Below are 16196 nucleotides of genomic sequence, written 5' to 3'. Positions count from 1 at the left end.
ACTCACGTGGCGGACTGGTTCAGCTCGACGTTGAGGCCCAAGGAGCGCAGCTCCTTGACCAGAACGTTGAAGGATTCGGGGATGCCCGCCTCGAACGTGTCGTCGCCGCGCACGATGGCCTCGTAGACCTTGGTGCGGCCGGCAACGTCGTCCGACTTGACGGTGAGGATCTCCTGCAGCGTGTAGGCGGCGCCATAGGCCTCGAGCGCCCACACCTCCATCTCGCCGAAGCGCTGGCCGCCGAACTGCGCCTTGCCGCCCAGCGGCTGCTGGGTGACCAGGCTGTAGGGACCGATCGAGCGGGCATGGATCTTGTCGTCCACCAGATGGTGGAGCTTCAGCATGTAGATGTAGCCCACCGTCACCCGGCGATCGAACGCCTCGCCGGTGCGGCCGTCGACCAGGGTGACCTGACCCGACTTGTCGAGCCCGGCCATCTCCAGCATGCCGACGATGTCGGCTTCGTGCGCGCCGTCGAACACCGGCGAGGCGAAGGGCACGCCGCGCGACAGGTTGCGGGCGAGCTCGATCGTGCGCTCGTCGTCGAGGTCGGCGATCTCGGCCTTGTAGGCCTTCTCGCCGTAGATGTCGCGCAGGGTCTTGCGCACCTGCACCAGCGAGGCGTCACGGGCGCCGTTGACCATATCGCCGATCTTCTTGCCGAGACCTGCCGCGGCCCAGCCGAGATGGGTCTCGAGGATCTGCCCGACATTCATGCGCGAGGGCACGCCCAGCGGATTGAGCACGATGTCGACCGGCGTGCCGTCCTCGAGGTACGGCATGTCCTCGAGCGGCATGATGCGCGAGATCACGCCCTTGTTGCCGTGGCGGCCGGCCATCTTGTCGCCCGGCTGCAGCTTGCGCTTGGTGGCGACGAAGACCTTGACGTTCTTCATCACGCCCGGCGGCAGCTCGTCACCGCGCTGCAGCTTGTCGACCTTGTTGTCGAAGCGGTCCTGCAGGCGCTTCATCGACTCGTCGAACTGTTTGTTCAGCGCCTCGATCTCGGACTGCTTCTTGTCGGTCTTGACGGCAATCTGGCGCCACTGGCCCGGCGTGTACTCGCCCAGCACCTTGTCGACGATGCGAGTGCCCGCCTTGAGGCCCTTCAGCCCGCCGGCCACCGTCTGATTCATCAGCATTTCCTGGAGCTGGCCGTAGAAGCTGCGCTCGAGGATGGCCTTCTCGTCGTCGCGGTCCTTGGCCAGGCGCTCGATCTCGTCGCGCTCGATGGCGAGCGCGCGCTCGTCCTTGTCGACGCCGCGGCGGTTGAACACGCGGACCTCGACGACGATGCCCTCCTGGCCCGGCGGCACCTTGAGCGAGGTGTCGCGCACGTCAGCCGCCTTCTCGCCGAAAATCGCGCGCAAGAGCTTCTCTTCCGGCGTCATCGGGCTTTCGCCCTTGGGGGTCACCTTGCCGACCAGGATGTCGCCGGCCTTGACCTCGGCGCCGATGTAGACGATGCCCGCCTCGTCGAGATTCTTGAGCGCTTCCTCGCCGACGTTCGGGATGTCGCGGCTGATCTCCTCCTGGCCGAGCTTGGTGTCGCGCGCCATGACCTCGGCTTCCTCGATGTGGATCGAGGTGAAGACGTCGTCGCGTACGATGCGCTCGGAGAGCAGGATCGAGTCCTCGAAGTTGTAGCCGTTCCATGGCATGAAGGCGACCAGCACGTTGCGGCCGAGCGCCAGCTCTCCGTCACGCGTCGACGGACCGTCGGCCACGATGTCGCCCTTCTTCACCTGGTCGCCGACCTTGACCAGCGGCTTCTGGGTGATGCAGGTGCTCTGGTTGGAACGTTGAAACTTCAGCAGGTTGTAGATGTCGACCGCCGGCCGGTTGGGGCCGACATCCTCGGTGGCGCGCACGACGATGCGCATGGCGTCGACCTGGTCGACCACGCCGGTGCGGCGGACTGCGATGGCCACACCCGAATCGCGCGCCACGATCTCCTCCATGCCGGTGCCGACCAGCGGCGATTCGGCCTGGATCAGCGGCACCGCCTGGCGCTGCATGTTGGAACCCATCAGCGCGCGGTTGGCGTCGTCGTTCTCGAGGAACGGGATCAGCGCCGCGGCCACCGAGACGATCTGCTTGGGCGACACGTCGACGAAGTCGATCGTGTCGGGACGGCCGAGGATGTACTCGCCGCCCTTGCGGCACTGCACCAGCTCGGACACGAACTTGCCGCGGGCATCGATCTCGGCATTGGCCTGGGCGACGGTGTAGCGGCCCTCCTCCATCGCCGACAGGTAGACGACCTCGTCGGTGACACGGCTGGCCACGACCTTGCGGTAGGGGCTCTCGATGAAGCCGTACTGGTTGACGCGGGCGTAGGTCGCCAGCGAGTTGATCAGGCCGATGTTGGGGCCTTCCGGCGTCTCGATCGGGCAGATGCGGCCGTAATGCGTCGGGTGCACGTCACGCACCTCGAAGCCGGCACGCTCGCGCGTCAGGCCGCCCGGTCCGAGCGCCGACAGGCGACGCTTGTGGGTAACCTCCGACAGCGGATTGGTCTGGTCCATGAACTGGCTGAGCTGGCTCGAGCCGAAGAACTCGCGCACCGCCGCCGCCGCCGGCTTGGCGTTGATCAGGTCGTGCGGCATCACGGTGTCGATATCGATCGAGCTCATGCGCTCGCGGATCGCCCGCTCCATGCGCAGCAGGCCGACGCGATACTGGTTCTCCATCAGCTCGCCGACCGAGCGGACGCGGCGGTTGCCGAGATGGTCGATGTCGTCGATCTCGCCGCGGCCGTCCTTCAGGTCGTGCAGGACCTTGACCACCGCCAGGATGTCCTCACGGCGCAGCGTGCGCTGCGAGTCGGGCACGCCCTCGAAGCCGAGCCGCATGTTCATCTTGACGCGGCCGACCGGCGACAGGTCATAGCGCTCGATGTCGAACAGCAGGCCCTGGAACAGGGTCTCGGCCTGCTCGAGCGTCGGCGGCTCGCCCGGGCGCATGACGCGATAGATGTCGAGCAGCGCTTCCTCGCGATTCGAGTTCTTGTCCGCCGCCAGGGTGTTGCGGATGTAGGGCCCGACATTGACGTGATCGATGGCGAGCGTCGGCAGAGTGTCGATCTCGTTCTCGGCGAACAACTCGAGCACCGCCTCGGTTATCTCCTGGCCAGCCTCGACGTAGATCTCGCCGGTCTTCTCGTTGATGACGTCGAGCGCGGCGTAGCGGCCGATCAGCTCCTCGGACGAGACGCGCACCTCCTTCAGGCCCTGCTCCTTCAGGCGGTTGAGCAGGCGCGGCGTCAGCTTGGTGCCCTTTTCGGCCATTGGCTTGCCGGTCTTGCCGTTGACGAGGTCGTGCGTCAGCTTCACGCCGCGCATCGAATCGGAGTCGAAAGCGGTGTTCCAGCCGTCAGTGTCGCGCTCGTAGATGCGCTGGCCGTAGAATGCCGACAGGATTTCCTCGGGCGACAGGCCCTGGGCATCGGCCGGATCGAGAACCTGGCCCTTGGCCATTGCCGCGGCGCGCTTCTTCGCCGTCGCGTCGTTGTCGAGCGCGAGCAGCAGCGTCGTCACCGGAATCTTGCGACGGCGGTCGATGCGGACGTGGATCAGGTCCTTGGCGTCGAACTCGAAGTCGAGCCACGAGCCGCGATAGGGGATGATGCGGGCGGCAAACAGGTACTTGCCCGAGCTGTGGGTCTTGCCCTTGTCATGGTCGAAGAACACGCCGGGCGAGCGGTGCATCTGGCTGACGATGACGCGCTCGGTGCCGTTGACGATGAAGGTGCCGTTGTCGGTCATGAGCGGCATGTCGCCCATGTAGACGTCCTGCTCCTTGATATCGCGGATCGAGCGCGAGCCGGCTTCCTCGTCGATGTCCCACACGACGAGCTGCAGGGTCACCTTGAGCGGCGCGGCAAAGGTGATGCCGCGCTGCTGGCATTCCTCGACGTCGTACTTCGGCTCCTCGAACTCGTACTTGACGAACTCGAGGCTGGCGCGCTCGGCGAAGTCCTTGATCGGGAACACCGAGCGGAACACTTCCTGCAGGCCGGACTGGGTGCGCTTGGCCGCCGGGATCGTGCGCTGCAGGAAGCTCTCGTACGAACTCTTCTGCACCTCGATGAGGTTGGGCATCGGCGCCACAGACTCGATGTGGCCGAAGAAACGACGAATCCGTTTGCGCGTGTTGAAGGCCGTGGCCATCCTGCGTCCTCGAAGGTTCAAGGGCGGAGAAAATACCCGCTGCTTTCTCGGAGCTCCCGGCCCGCCAGCCGTTCGCCCCATCCGTTGCAGAGGGCCACTTGTCGGAGCGGATCCGGATGGTCGGATCCGCTCGGATAAGGCGCCGTCCCCATCCTCATCCTCCCCATCATATGGGGAGGTGCCCCGTCTTACGGGGCGGAGGGGTCATGAGGCTCATGACCCCTCCGTCGCCGTATGACGGCGACACCTCCCCAGCAGAGCTGGGGAGGAATCTCGGGCCTACTTGAGCTCGACCTTGGCGCCCTCAGCCTCGAGCTTGGCCTTGAGCTTCTCGGCGTCCGCCTTCGGCACGCCTTCCTTGACCGGCTTGGGCGCTGCCTCGACCAAGTCCTTGGCCTCCTTGAGGCCGAGGCCGGTGATCTCGCGCACCGCCTTGATGACGTTGATCTTCTTGTCGCCCGCGGCCGCCAGGATGACGTTGAACTCGTCCTTGACTTCCGCCGGGGCAGCGGCGGCAGCCGGACCGGCGGCGGCGACCGCGACCGGAGCGGCGGCGCTGACGCCCCACTTCTCTTCCAACATCTTGCTCAGCTGAGCGGCCTCGAGGACCGTCAGGGTCGAGAGCTCCTCGACCAGCTTCTCCAGATTGGCCATCGTATTTCTCCTAGTATCCCGAACTTCGATAACTCAGACCTATGCCGCAGCACGCACTGCTGCCGCAGCGCGCCCCTACGCCGCCTTCGCTTCGTCCTTGGCTCCGTACGCGCTGAACACACGAGCAACCTGACCGGCCGGCGCCTGCAGCACACCGGCGATCTTGGTCGCTGGCGCCTGGAGGAGACCGATGATCTTGCCGCGCAGAGCATCGAGCGACGGCAGGGTGGCGAGAGCCTGGACGCCTGCGACGTCCAGCGTTTCCGCGCCCAGCCCACCACCGACGATGGTCAGCTTCTCGTTGTCCTTGGCGAAGGCCGAAATGACCTTCGCCGCCGCGACCGGATCCTTGGAGTAGGCAATGGCCGTCGGCCCCTTGAACAGGGGGCCGAGACCCTTGAAAGGCGTACCCTCGAGGGCGCGCAGCGTGAGCCTGTTCTTCGCGACCTTGTACGTAGCGCCGGCTGCCCTGACCTTGCGGCGCAGGTCCGTCACCTCCTGGACCGTGAGGCCGGACTGGCGGGTCACCACCATCAGGCTCGCGTCCTGGAAGATCTGGTTCAGCTCGGCGATCGCTTCGGCCTTTTCCGAACGATTCACGGCTTTCTCCAACTATGGCCCGACCCGGACATCGGATCGGACCGGCTGCGTTTCAGACCTTGCGGTCCGGCTCGCCTGCCCCGGAAGTTCGGGCGCGTGCGGGCACATGCGTGCCCGTCGATTCCCTTTCCCCCGTCTGCGCTGGCGGGTTGCCCCTTTAGGCCAGCCCTCCGGAGAGGGCCGGCACCGGCGGTCTCGGACAGGTGGGGTTCCCGAAGCCTCGCGGCCTCGTTCGCCCCTTCCCGCACCGGCCAGGCCGGAGCGGGAAACTCGAAAACTCTGTTGGCGACCGCGCTCAGACGAGCGCGGAGGCCGGGTCGAGCTTGACGCCCGGACCCATCGTCGAGCTCAGCGACACCTTCTTGATGAAGGTGCCCTTGGCGCCGCTCGGCTTGGCGCGGTTGATCGCGCCGACCAGGGCCTTGACGTTGGCCGCGATCGCCTCCTCGCTGAACGAGGCCTTGCCGACGCCGGCATGCACGATCCCTGCCTTTTCGGCACGGAACTCGATCGAGCCCGCCTTGGCTGCCTTGACCGCGGCGCTGACGTCCTGGGTCACCGTGCCGAGGCGCGGGTTGGGCATCAGGCCGCGCGGGCCCAGCACCTTACCGAGACGGCCGACCACGCCCATCATGTCGGGGGTGGCGATGCAGCGGTCGAAATTGATCTCGCCCGCATTGATCTTCTCGGCGAGATCCTCGGCGCCGACCACGTCGGCGCCAGCCGCCTTGGCCTCGTCGGCCTTGCCGGCGCGGGCGAATACCGCCACACGCACCGTCTTGCCGGTGCCGCTGGGCAACTCGACCATGCCACGCACCGCCTGGTCGGCGTGGCGCGGGTCGATGCCCAGATTCATGGCGATCTCGATCGTTTCATCGAACTTCGCCTTGGCGTTGGCCTTGACCAGCTTGACCGCTTCCTCGAGGGAATAGGTCTTCTCGCGATCGACGGAGGCCGACACGGCCTTGTAGCGCTTGCCCATAGCCATGGCCTTACTCCACCACCTGAAGGCCCATCGAGCGGGCCGAGCCCACGACCTGGGCCATTGCCGATTCGACGGTGTCGCAGTTGAGATCGGGCATCTTCTGCTTGGCGATCTCCTCGACCTGCGCCTTGGTCACGCGGCCGACGATCTGAGTGCCGACGGTCTTGGCGCCCGCTTCGATACCCGCCGCCTTCTTCAGGAAGTAGGACACCGGCGGCGTCTTGGTGACGAAGGTGAAGCTGCGATCCTGGAACACGGTGATGACCACCGGGATCGGCATCCCGACTTCCATCTTCTGCGTACGCGCGTTGAACTGCTTGCAGAATTCCATGATGTTGACGCCCTGCTGACCGAGCGCCGGACCGATTGGCGGCGACGGGTTGGCTTTGCCAGCCGGCACCTGAAGCTTGACGTAAGCCTGGATTTTCTTGGCCATGCATGCCCCTCCATTGGGCGGCGCGGTACGGCGATGGCCTGCCTCCCGCACCCGATACTAGCGCCAAGCCCTTGATCCATAAGGATTTCGGTACTCGGACGCAACCACGAGAAAAGGCCGGCCTGCGAGGCCAGCCCCTAAGGGCGCGCGGTCTAGCAAATCCGACCGAACGCGACAACCCCAATTTTGTTCCCCAATATGGGGATAAGTTCAGATCTTTTCCACCTGCGCGTAGTCGAGCTCGACCGGGGTGGACCGACCGAAGATCGAGACCGCCACCTTGAGGCGCGCCCGCTCGTCGTCGACGTCCTCGACCGTGCCGTTGAAGGAGGCAAACGGGCCGTCCGCCACCTTGACCTGCTCGCCGATCTCGAAGCTGACCGCCGGCTTGGGCCGTTCGACGCCTTCCTGGACCTGGCGCAGGATACGGCCGGCCTCGGCATCGGAGATCGGCACCGGCTTGCCGTGACCGCCACCGCCCAGGAAGCCGGTGACCTTGGCGGTGTTCTTGACCAGATGCCAGGTTTCGTCGTTCAGCTCCATCTTCACCAGCACGTAGCCGGGAAAGAATTTGCGCTCTGACTGCACCTTCGAACCGCGCCGCACCTCGACCACCTCCTCGGTCGGCACCATGACCTGGGACAGTTCCTCGCTCAGGCCCTTCTTCTCGGCCTGCTCGCGGATCGACTGGGCGACCTTGTTCTCGAAGCCTGAATAGGCATGCACGACGTACCAGCGATGAACCATGTCAGGACACCCCGAGCAGCAGCTTGACGACGAAGCCGATCACCTTGTCGGCCACCAGGAAAAATAGCGCCGCGATGACGACGAAAATGAAGACCATGCTGGTGGTGATCATGGTCTCGCGCCGGGTCGGCCAGGTGACCTTGGCCACCTCGGCACGGACCTCGCGAACGAATTCTACCGGATTAATCGCCATCTAATCTGTTCTTCTGGAAAATGGCCAGGTCTTCTGGAGATGGCCAAAAAACTTCTGGAAATGGCAGGAGTGGAGGGACTCGAACCCCCGGCCCTCGGTTTTGGAGACCGATGCTCTACCAACTGAGCTACACTCCTACGGGCCGCCGCCGGCCATGAGCCGACGACATGAACTCTCTATAGCACTACATCCTCACCCTGAGGAATTCATACTCTTCCGGACCGCGAGCGAGACGCTCGCGGTCCGGAAGACGTTGATTACTTGACGATCTTGGTGACGACGCCGGCGCCGACGGTTCGGCCGCCCTCGCGGATGGCGAAACGCAGGCCCTCGTCCATCGCGATCGGCTGGATCAGCTCCACCACCATCCGCGCATTGTCGCCCGGCATCACCATCTCGGTGCCTTCCGGCAGCGTCACCACACCGGTCACGTCGGTCGTCCGGAAGTAGAACTGCGGACGGTAGTTGGTGAAGAACGGCGTATGACGGCCGCCCTCCTCCTTCGTCAGGATGTACGCCTCGGCCTCGAAGTTGGTGTGCGGCGTGATCGAGCCCGGCTTGGCCAGAACCTGGCCGCGCTCCACGTCCTCGCGACCCACGCCGCGCAGCAACGCACCGATGTTGTCGCCCGCCTCGCCCTGGTCCAGCAGCTTGCGGAACATCTCGACGCCCGTCACGACCGTCTTCGTCGTCGCCTTCCAGACCGACGATCTCGATCTCCTCGCCAACCTTCACGATCCCGCGCTCGACGCGGCCATAGCCACCGTGCCGCGGCCCGAGATCGAGAACACGTCCTCGATCGGCATCAGAAACGGCTTGTCCTTGTCGCGCGTCGGCTGCGGGATGTAGCGGTCGACCTCCGCCATCAGCTGCAGCACCGCCTGCTCGCCGATCTCCGGCTGCTTGTCCTCCAGTGCGCACAGCGCAGGCCGCGGATCACCGGGATGTCGTCGCCCGGGAACTGGTAGCTCTTCAACAGCTCGCGAACCTCAAGCTCGACCAGGTCCAGAAGCCCGGATCGTCCACCATGTCCGTCTTGTTCATGAACACAACCAGCGCCGGAACCCCGACCTGGCGCGCCAGCAGGATGTGCTCGCGCGTCTGCGGCATCGGGCCGTCCGCCGCGCTCACCACAAAATCGCCCCGTCCATCTGGGCGGCACCCGTGATCATGTTCTTCACGTAGTCGGCATGGCCCGGGCAGTCGACGTGCGCGTAGTGCCGATTCTGCGTCTCGTACTCGACGTGCGCCGTCGAGATCGTGATGCCACGCTCGCGCTCCTCCGGCGCCTTGTCGATCTGGTCGTACGCCGTGTACGTCGCGCCACCCGTCTTCGCCAGAATCTTCGTGATCGCCGCCGTCAGCGACGTCTTGCCATGGTCGACGTGGCCGATCGTGCCGATGTTGCAGTGCGGCTTGTTGCGCTCGAATTTCGCCTTGCCCATTGTCTCACGATCCTCGTGATGCTTTCAGCCTACGACAAATACGGGTCCACCGGACCTCGTCAGAACTGGAGCGGGTGACGGGAATCGAACCCGCATAGCCAGCTTGGAAGGCTGGAGCTCTGCCATTGAGCTACACCCGCAATCTCTGAAAAGGCTGTCTCGCTGCAGTGGCCGCTGGTGGAGGGGGAAGGATTCGAACCTTCGTAGACGCGAAGTCGGCAGATTTACAGTCTGCTGCCATTGACCGCTCGGCCACCCCTCCGAACCTGCGTCAACGCGGCGCGAGATTAGCCTCATCAGCCCGTCGGAACGGGCGGGCGTTGCTCGCAAATCCAATGGGTTGCGTCAAGACCGAAATCCATGACCGCGACCGATTTGCCGCCCGCCGCGCCGCACCATAAGAATCTCTGCCATGCGCTCGCGACCTCACCACCGGCCGCCCCGCCCGGCGCGCGGCGGCCATCAAGCCGTGTGGCTGTTCGGCCGACATGCCGTCCTGGCCGCGCTCGCCAATCCCGAGCGCCGGGTCGAGCGAGTGCTGGCGACGCGCGAATCCGCCGAGCGCCTGGAGGCCGAGCTCGGCCGGTTGGCGACCCGGACCGAGATCCTGACCCGCGAGGAGTTGGGACAGCGCCTGCCTGCCGGCGCCGTCCACCAAGGCATCGCCGCCGTGGTCGCGCCGCTCGAGGAGGCACAGCTCGAGGATCTGCTCGCCCGCTGCGGCGAGCACGCCCTCGTCGTGGCGCTCGACCAGGTTACCGATCCGCACAATGTCGGGGCGATCCTGCGCTCGGCCGCGGCCTTCGGCGTGGCAGGCGTGATCGTCACCGAGCGCCATGCGCCGACCGACACCGGCGTGCTCGCCAAGGCGGCCTCGGGGGCGCTCGAGCTCGTGCCGCTGGTCCGTGCTGTCAACCTGGCGCGCGCCCTCGATCAGCTGAAGGAGGCCGGCTTCTGGCTGTATGGCCTCGACGAGCGCGGCGACGTCGGCATCATGAGCCTGGACCTCGCCGGCCGCGCCGCCATCGTGCTCGGCGCCGAGGGCGACGGGCTGCGCCGCCTGACTGCCGCGAAGTGCGACCGCCTGGTCACCATCCCGACCGATCCTCGGCTCGCCGCCCTCAACGTCTCCAACGCCGCCGCCGTCGCTGCCTACGAATGGGCGCGCCAGCGGGCGGCCGCAATCAAGCAGTAGATACAATTTTCAATCTTCCTCCCTCGTAATCGGGCAGGATTCGATCGCCCATCACCGATCCCGCAGCTTGGGATCGAGGGCATCGCGCAGGGCGTCGCCGAACAGGCTGACGCCGAGCACCGTGAGCACGATGGCGAGGCCGGGGAAAACGGCGATCCATGGCGCCGTGGTTGCATACTCCTCGGCCCCGCCCTGCAGCATCAGGCCCCATGCCGCTACCGGCTCCTGCACTCCGAGTCCGAGATAGGACAGCGATGCCTCGGCCAGGATCGCCTGGCCGACGAAAGCCGACAGCAGGATGAGGAACGGTGCCACGACGTTGGGCAGCATGTGGCGCAGCACGATGCGGGCGTGGCCGAAGCCCAGCGCGCGCGCGGCATCGACATAGGGGATCTCGCGAATGGCGAGCGCGCTCGCCCGTACAATGCGCCCGCAGCGCGGCACCAGCGGGATGGTGATGGCGACGATGACATTGAATATGCCGGTGCCGAATACCGCAACGACGGCAAGCGCCAGGATGATCAGCGGAAACGCCATCAGCACGTCGAGCACGCGCTGAAAGACGAGATCGAACCAGCCGCCGAAATAAGCGCTGGCCACGCCCAGCACGAGGCCAGCAAGGCCGCCGAAGGTAGCCGCGCTGAAGCCCACGATCAGCGCCGTGCGGGCGCCGTACACCAGGCGTGAGAAGATATCGCGGCCGACCTGGTCTGTGCCGAGGAGATGGGTCCAGCTCGGCGCCTCCATCATGGCGTTGAAGTCGTTCTCCTCCGGATCGAACGGCGCGATCCAGTCGGCGGCGAGCCCGGCCAGCAGCATGACCAGCACGATCGCGAGGCCGACGGTGCCAAGCGGCTGGCGCCGCACGAAGTTCAGGACGAGATGCAGCAGCGAGCGTTTGCGCTCGACGGCCTCCTCGACAAGGCCGTTCGTGAGGCCACGATTGGGTGCGACGACTGTCATGCCCGAATGTCCCTCATGAGAAGCGGATGCGCGGATCGAGCCAGGCATAGAGCAGGTCGACCACGAGGTTGGTGATGACGAAGATGGTCACGACCAGCATGACCAGGGCCTGGGTGAGAACGTTGTCGTGGTTCTGCACGGCCTGGACGAACAGCCGGCCGATACCATTCAGGTTGAACACCTGCTCAGTCACCACCAGGCCGCCGATCAGGAAGGCGAACTCGATGCCGATCAGGGTGACGACCGGCAGCAGCGCGTTCTTGAGCGCGTGCCGGTTGATGATGAGCTTCTCCACGAGGCCTTTGGCGCGCGCGGTGCGAATGTAATCCTCGCGCAGCACCTCGAGCATGGCCGATCGGGTGAGACGCATGGTGACCGCCGAGTAGCGGTAGCCGACCGTGATGGCCGGCAGCAGCACGATCGACAGGTTGCGGATCGGATCCTGCCAGATCGGCACGTAATCGATCGGCGGCATCCAGGCCTTGCCGGTGGCGAGGTAGGTGATGTCGAGCACCAGCACCAGCGACATGATGCCGAGCCAGAACGAGGGCGTGGCGATGCCGGTGATGGCGACGACGCGCACGAAATGATCGAGCCAAGTGTTCTCCTTGAGGGCAGAGATCGTGCCGAGCGGGATGGCGATGGCGATGGCGATCACGGTCGCCATGATGGCGATCTCGAGCGACACCGGCAGGCGGACCGCGATCTCGCGCGCCACCGGATTGCCCGACCACATCGACGTACCGAAGTTGAATGTGGCGTAGTCGGTGAGGAAGGTTAGGAGCTGGACGATCCAGGGATCGTTCAGCCCGAGGTTCTGGCGGCAGAGATCGACTGCCGACTGGCTGACCGCGCCACCCGAGCCGAGCCGGATCACGCAGACGTCGCCGGGGACCAGGCGCATCAGCACGAACACCAGCACCGCGGCCCCGACCAGCGTGGGGATCGCCAGCAGCAGCCGCTTCACGATGTAGCGGTACATGTGCGCTCCGGATCGGTGGATTTGAAGTTCATTTCCTCCCCAGCGAAGCTGGGGAGGAAATGAAAGCCGGCACGGCGGAAATCCCGCCGCCTACTTGTCGAGCCAGATGTTGGCGAGGTCCTGGTTCAAATAGTGGCTCGGGCTGATCTTCCAGCCCTTGACGTAGGAGCGCTCGGGAATGATGCGGTACCAGTAGGGCATGACGATCGCATGCGCCATGGTATCGAGCGTGTGGAACTCGTAGGCGCGCATGGCGGCGCGCTGCGCCTTTGGGTCGGTCTCGTATTGCATCTTGTTGTAGAGCTCGACTGACTTGGGATCGTCGTACTGGCCGAAATTCTCCGGATAGACGGTTGACGGCAGGTACTTGCCAGTGTCGAGCACGGGATTGACGACGCTCTGGCAATTGGCCTCGACGACGACGTCGAAGGTGCCGCTGCGCATCGCCTGGAACCACGGGCCGGTGGGAACCACCTTCTGCTCGACGTTGACGCCGATCTTCTTCCACTCTCCGATCACCCAGATGCCGATGAACTTGTAGGGCTGGTCGACGTTGCGGTTGACCAGCTCGAACTTCAGGTTCTCGGCGCCGGCCTCCTTCAGAAGACGCTTCGCCTCGGCACGCGACTTCTCGATGTCTGGCCAGTAGCCGGCGATCTTCTCGAGTTCCTCCTTGGTAGAGGCGAGCGGTGAACCGGGAAACACGATGCCGCCGACGCTGCGCACTACTGCGATCTTGGCCAGTGCCGGCGCGCCCTTCCATTGGTCGATGGCCAGGGTCAGGGCGCGCCGTACCCGGACGTCGTCGAACGGCTTCTTCTTGTGATTGAAGGTGATGATGTTGCCGCAGTTCCAGTCGCTGTCCTGGATGACGATCGACTTGCCGCCTTCCTTGACCAGCTCGTCACGCGCCGACGGCGGTACGCCGCGGAACTCCATGGCGGCGCGATCGGCGCGGATGGCGTCGACGCGGACCGCTTGCTTGTCGGCGAAAATCGCCTCGAACCCATCGAGATAGGGCTGGCCCGGATGATAGTAGTCGGGATTGCGCACGCCCTTGATCGACTGGCCGACTTCGTAGCCCGCGAACTTGAACGGCCCAGAGCCCATGATGTTCTTCTCGTACCAATGCGGATCCTTCTCGAGGATCGTCTTCTTGTAGATCCAGGTGAACGGATCGGCGAGCGCCGGCAGGAACGCGGTGGTGGCGTACTTGAGCTTGAAAATCACGGTGCTGTCATCCGGCACCTCGATCTTGTCGACCATGGCGTAGTAGCTGACGCGGGCGCTGACCGTACCCTGCGGCGGGAACACGATCCGGCGCCAGCTGTCGCCGACGTCCTGCGCGGTGAGCGGCGAGCCGTCGTGGAACTTGACGCCCTGCCGGATCTTGAAAGTATAGGTCTTGCCGCCATCGGTCGGCTTGGGCATCTCGGTGCACAGATCGCACACGAAATCCGTGGTCGACGCCGGATTATCGGGGGGGACGCGGATCAGCACGCTGTAGAACGGCGCCCCAGCATGGACCGTCGCGAACGTCGTCTCGCGATGGCCGTCGAAGCTCGGCGGAGAGTCGGCTGGGATCATGTAGATGAGCGTTCCGCCCTTTTTGGGGGTCTCCGCTCCCGCAGGGATTCCCGCCAACGCGGCCGTCAACGCAACGCATACGCTCCAAACGCCAGCTCGAACACGCATCGCTTCCTCCCTGACTTGTTTGTCTCTCCCTGAGCTCTCCTCGTGTCGTCAGCGCGCCTCGCTGCAGGCCACCCAGTGGCCGGGGCGCAATTCCCGCAAGGCGGGCTTGGTCTGGCTGCATCCGGTCACCGCCATCGGGCAGCGCGGATGGAATACGCAACCGGACGGCGGATTGATCGGGCTCGGCACCTCGCCCTTGGTGACCCGAAAGGCACGCGCCGCCTCGATGCGCGGATCGGGGATCGGTACCGCCGACAGGAGCGCCTGCGTGTAGGGATGCAGCGGGTTGTCGAACAGCTCGTCGGACTCGGCCATCTCGACGATGCGGCCGAGATACATCACGGCAACGCGCTGGCAGAGATGGCGCACGACCGACAGATCGTGGGCAATGAACAGGTAGGTCAGCCCGAATCGTTCACGCAGATCCTCGAGCAGGTTGACCACCTGGGCCTGGATCGACACGTCGAGCGCCGACACGGCCTCGTCGCAGACAATGAACTCCGGATCGAGCGCTAGCGCCCGTGCGATGCCGACGCGCTGGCGCTGCCCGCCCGACATTTCGTGCGGATAGCGGTCGGCGAACTTCGGATCGAGGCCGCACACCGCGAGCAAGTCGCGCACCTTTGCGTGACGCCGTCGCCCGTCAGGTTCGACCCCATGCACCTTGATCGGCTCGCCGATGATGTCGCCCACTTTCATGCGCGGATTGAGCGAGCTGTAGGGGTCCTGGAAGATCACCTGCATGCGCCGCCGCAGCGCGGTGAGCTCGTCGCGTTCCATGCGGGCGACGTCGCGGCCGTCGTACAGCACCTGCCCCGCCGTCGGCTTCTCCAGGCGCAGGATGCAGCGGCCGGTCGTCGTCTTGCCGCAGCCGCTCTCGCCGACCAGGCCCAGCGTCTCGCCGCGCCCGATGGTGAAATCGACCCCGTCGACTGCCTTCACGTCGCCGACCTTGCGCGACAGCACGATGCCTTCGGTGATCGGGAAATGCATGGTGAGACCACGCACATCCAGCAGCGGAGCCGCGATTGCTGCCGGCGCGCTCATTCGGCGGCCTCGCGTGCCGCGCCGAGCTCGGCGCTGCGAAAGCAGGCCGCGAGATGGCTCCCTGCTCCCGTCGGCGCCAGCGGCGGGCGCGCCTCGGCGCACCGCTCGACCGCGAACCGGCAGCGCGGCCGGAAGGCGCAGCCGCCGTCCAGCCGGGTGAGATCGGGCGGCTGGCCCTCCACCGGATCGAGCCGGGCCCGGCGCGGTTGATCGAGCCGCGGCACCGAGCCCAGCAGCGCAATCGTGTAGGGATGCCGCGGATCGTGATAGATGTCGTCGGCCTCGCCAGCCTCGACGATGCGCCCGGCATACATCACGTTCACCCGGCTGGCGTAGCGTGCAACCACGCCGAGATTGTGGGTGATGATGATCTGAGCGACGCCGAGCTCGCGGGTCAGCGACTTCATCAGCTCCAGGATCTGCGCCTGGATGGTGACGTCGAGCGCCGTCGTCGGCTCGTCGGCGATGATCAGCTTGGGATTGCAGGCGAGCGCCACCGCGATCATCACCCGCTGGCGCATGCCGCCCGACAGCTGGTGCGGGTACTGTCTGAGCCGGCGCGCCGGATCGGCGATGCCTACCATTTCCAGGAGCTCAAGCGCGCGCCGCGCCGCCGTCGCGCGCTCGGCACCCTGATGCTGCTCCAGCGTCTCGGTGATCTGCCGGCCGATCGTCAGCACCGGATTGAGCGAGGTCATCGGCTCCTGGAACACCATGCCGATGTCGCGCCCGCGAATCTCGCGCATCTCCGGCTCGGTGAGTCTCAGGAGATCGCGGCCGTCGAACAGGATCGCGCCGCCAGTGATGCGGCCCGGCGGATCGGCAACCAAGCGCAGGATCGAGAGCGCACTCACCGACTTGCCCGAGCCGCTTTCGCCCACCACGGCCACTGTCTCGCCCGGCTCGACGGCGAACGATACGCCGTCGACCGCGCGCACGGTGCCGGCGCCGGTACGAAACTCTGTATGGAGCCCTTTGACCTCCAGCAACGGCGGCATAGGTCTCTCCGTGCTGTCACCCCGGAATCCGACCCCGGCCACCGCGAAGCTCTGTTCGCTGGCACCCCGGCCGCTCGCGGACCC

The 16196-nt window shown here is 65.6% G+C and carries 13 protein-coding genes, 3 tRNA genes and 1 pseudogene; 1 reads left to right on the top strand and 16 read right to left on the bottom strand.

Annotated features, from left to right (window positions below):
• Nucleotides 1-2 precede the first annotated feature (2 nt).
• The 11 genes and pseudogenes from rpoB to ACILR9_RS07700 form a co-directional block, all read right to left on the bottom strand.
• Nucleotides 3-4172, bottom strand: coding sequence for a DNA-directed RNA polymerase subunit beta (gene rpoB, locus ACILR9_RS07750; protein WP_395709333.1), 4170 nt, complete (start codon nt 4170-4172; stop codon nt 3-5).
• A gap of 279 nt (nt 4173-4451) precedes the next feature.
• The gene (gene rplL, locus ACILR9_RS07745) at nt 4452-4826 is read right to left on the bottom strand and encodes a 50S ribosomal protein L7/L12 (protein ID WP_395709332.1); all 375 of its coding nucleotides are present in this window, start codon (nt 4824-4826) and stop codon (nt 4452-4454) included.
• A 75-nt stretch (nt 4827-4901) separates the two neighbouring features.
• Nucleotides 4902-5426 carry a 50S ribosomal protein L10 gene (gene rplJ, locus ACILR9_RS07740; RefSeq protein ID WP_395709331.1) on the bottom strand — a complete coding sequence of 175 codons (525 nt, stop codon included), beginning with the start codon at nt 5424-5426 and terminating at the stop codon, nt 4902-4904.
• A 295-nt stretch (nt 5427-5721) separates the two neighbouring features.
• Nucleotides 5722-6414 carry a 50S ribosomal protein L1 gene (gene rplA, locus ACILR9_RS07735; protein ID WP_395709330.1) on the bottom strand — a complete coding sequence of 231 codons (693 nt, stop codon included), beginning with the start codon at nt 6412-6414 and terminating at the stop codon, nt 5722-5724.
• 4 nt (nt 6415-6418) lie between these two features.
• Entirely contained in the window at nt 6419-6847 is a 429-nt protein-coding gene (gene rplK / locus ACILR9_RS07730) for a 50S ribosomal protein L11 (RefSeq protein ID WP_395709329.1), read from the bottom strand.
• A 210-nt stretch (nt 6848-7057) separates the two neighbouring features.
• Complete coding sequence (gene nusG / locus ACILR9_RS07725) at nt 7058-7594, bottom strand: transcription termination/antitermination protein NusG (protein WP_395709328.1); 537 nt, start codon at nt 7592-7594, stop codon at nt 7058-7060.
• A gap of 1 nt (nt 7595) precedes the next feature.
• Nucleotides 7596-7787: a preprotein translocase subunit SecE gene (gene secE / locus ACILR9_RS07720; RefSeq protein WP_395709327.1), complete on the bottom strand. Its 192-nt coding sequence runs from the start codon at nt 7785-7787 to the stop codon at nt 7596-7598.
• A gap of 61 nt (nt 7788-7848) precedes the next feature.
• Nucleotides 7849-7924 (bottom strand) — tRNA-Trp (locus ACILR9_RS07715).
• Nucleotides 7925-8044: 120 nt separating this feature from the next.
• A pseudogene (gene tuf / locus ACILR9_RS07710) lies at nt 8045-9232 on the bottom strand (elongation factor Tu).
• Between the two features lie 66 nt (nt 9233-9298).
• Nucleotides 9299-9372, bottom strand: a tRNA-Gly gene (locus ACILR9_RS07705).
• Between the two features lie 35 nt (nt 9373-9407).
• Nucleotides 9408-9494 (bottom strand) — tRNA-Tyr (locus tag ACILR9_RS07700).
• Between the two features lie 150 nt (nt 9495-9644).
• On the opposite strand from ACILR9_RS07700, the gene rlmB reads away from it, so the two are divergent.
• Nucleotides 9645-10427, top strand: coding sequence for a 23S rRNA (guanosine(2251)-2'-O)-methyltransferase RlmB (gene rlmB, locus ACILR9_RS07695; RefSeq protein WP_395709326.1), 783 nt, complete (start codon nt 9645-9647; stop codon nt 10425-10427).
• Between the two features lie 51 nt (nt 10428-10478).
• Here the strand turns inward: rlmB and ACILR9_RS07690 are convergent, their stop codons facing one another.
• From ACILR9_RS07690 to ACILR9_RS07670, 5 genes are all read right to left on the bottom strand, one after another.
• Complete coding sequence (locus ACILR9_RS07690; protein WP_395709325.1) at nt 10479-11390, bottom strand: ABC transporter permease; 912 nt, start codon at nt 11388-11390, stop codon at nt 10479-10481.
• A 13-nt stretch (nt 11391-11403) separates the two neighbouring features.
• Nucleotides 11404-12372, bottom strand: a complete 969-nt coding sequence (locus ACILR9_RS07685) for an ABC transporter permease (RefSeq protein ID WP_395709324.1) — start codon at nt 12370-12372, stop codon at nt 11404-11406.
• 90 nt (nt 12373-12462) lie between these two features.
• Nucleotides 12463-13959 carry an ABC transporter substrate-binding protein gene (locus ACILR9_RS07680; RefSeq protein WP_395709323.1) on the bottom strand — a complete coding sequence of 499 codons (1497 nt, stop codon included), beginning with the start codon at nt 13957-13959 and terminating at the stop codon, nt 12463-12465.
• Between the two features lie 156 nt (nt 13960-14115).
• Nucleotides 14116-15114 carry an ABC transporter ATP-binding protein gene (locus ACILR9_RS07675; RefSeq protein WP_395709322.1) on the bottom strand — a complete coding sequence of 333 codons (999 nt, stop codon included), beginning with the start codon at nt 15112-15114 and terminating at the stop codon, nt 14116-14118.
• Nucleotides 15111-16112: an ABC transporter ATP-binding protein gene (locus tag ACILR9_RS07670; protein WP_395709321.1), complete on the bottom strand. Its 1002-nt coding sequence runs from the start codon at nt 16110-16112 to the stop codon at nt 15111-15113. The genes ACILR9_RS07675 and ACILR9_RS07670 overlap by 4 nt, the downstream gene beginning before the upstream one ends.
• Between the last annotated feature and the right edge of the window lie 84 nt (nt 16113-16196).

The organism is Reyranella sp., from assembly GCF_044224635.1.
In the GTDB taxonomy this organism is placed as follows: domain Bacteria; phylum Pseudomonadota; class Alphaproteobacteria; order Reyranellales; family Reyranellaceae; genus Reyranella.
The sequence above is the reverse complement of the archived record's forward strand: the minus strand, read 5'-3'. Positions and strand labels throughout refer to the sequence as shown.

What these genes read in the sequence shown, in the direction of transcription:
- rpoB (WP_395709333.1), bottom strand. Translation starts at nt 4,172, where the DNA reads ATGGCCACGGCCTTCAACACGCGCAAACGGATTCGTCGTTTCTTCGGC.
- rplL (WP_395709332.1), bottom strand. Translation starts at nt 4,826, where the DNA reads ATGGCCAATCTGGAGAAGCTGGTCGAGGAGCTCTCGACCCTGACGGTC.
- rplA (WP_395709330.1), bottom strand. Translation starts at nt 6,414, where the DNA reads ATGGCTATGGGCAAGCGCTACAAGGCCGTGTCGGCCTCCGTCGATCGC.
- rplK (WP_395709329.1), bottom strand. Translation starts at nt 6,847, where the DNA reads ATGGCCAAGAAAATCCAGGCTTACGTCAAGCTTCAGGTGCCGGCTGGC.
- nusG (WP_395709328.1), bottom strand. Translation starts at nt 7,594, where the DNA reads ATGGTTCATCGCTGGTACGTCGTGCATGCCTATTCAGGCTTCGAGAAC.
- secE (WP_395709327.1), bottom strand. Translation starts at nt 7,787, where the DNA reads ATGGCGATTAATCCGGTAGAATTCGTTCGCGAGGTCCGTGCCGAGGTG.
- rlmB (WP_395709326.1), top strand. Translation starts at nt 9,645, where the DNA reads ATGCGCTCGCGACCTCACCACCGGCCGCCCCGCCCGGCGCGCGGCGGC.
- ACILR9_RS07690 (WP_395709325.1), bottom strand. Translation starts at nt 11,390, where the DNA reads ATGACAGTCGTCGCACCCAATCGTGGCCTCACGAACGGCCTTGTCGAG.
- ACILR9_RS07685 (WP_395709324.1), bottom strand. Translation starts at nt 12,372, where the DNA reads ATGTACCGCTACATCGTGAAGCGGCTGCTGCTGGCGATCCCCACGCTG.
- ACILR9_RS07680 (WP_395709323.1), bottom strand. Translation starts at nt 13,959, where the DNA reads ATGATCCCAGCCGACTCTCCGCCGAGCTTCGACGGCCATCGCGAGACG.
- ACILR9_RS07675 (WP_395709322.1), bottom strand. Translation starts at nt 15,114, where the DNA reads ATGAGCGCGCCGGCAGCAATCGCGGCTCCGCTGCTGGATGTGCGTGGT.
- ACILR9_RS07670 (WP_395709321.1), bottom strand. Translation starts at nt 16,112, where the DNA reads ATGCCGCCGTTGCTGGAGGTCAAAGGGCTCCATACAGAGTTTCGTACC.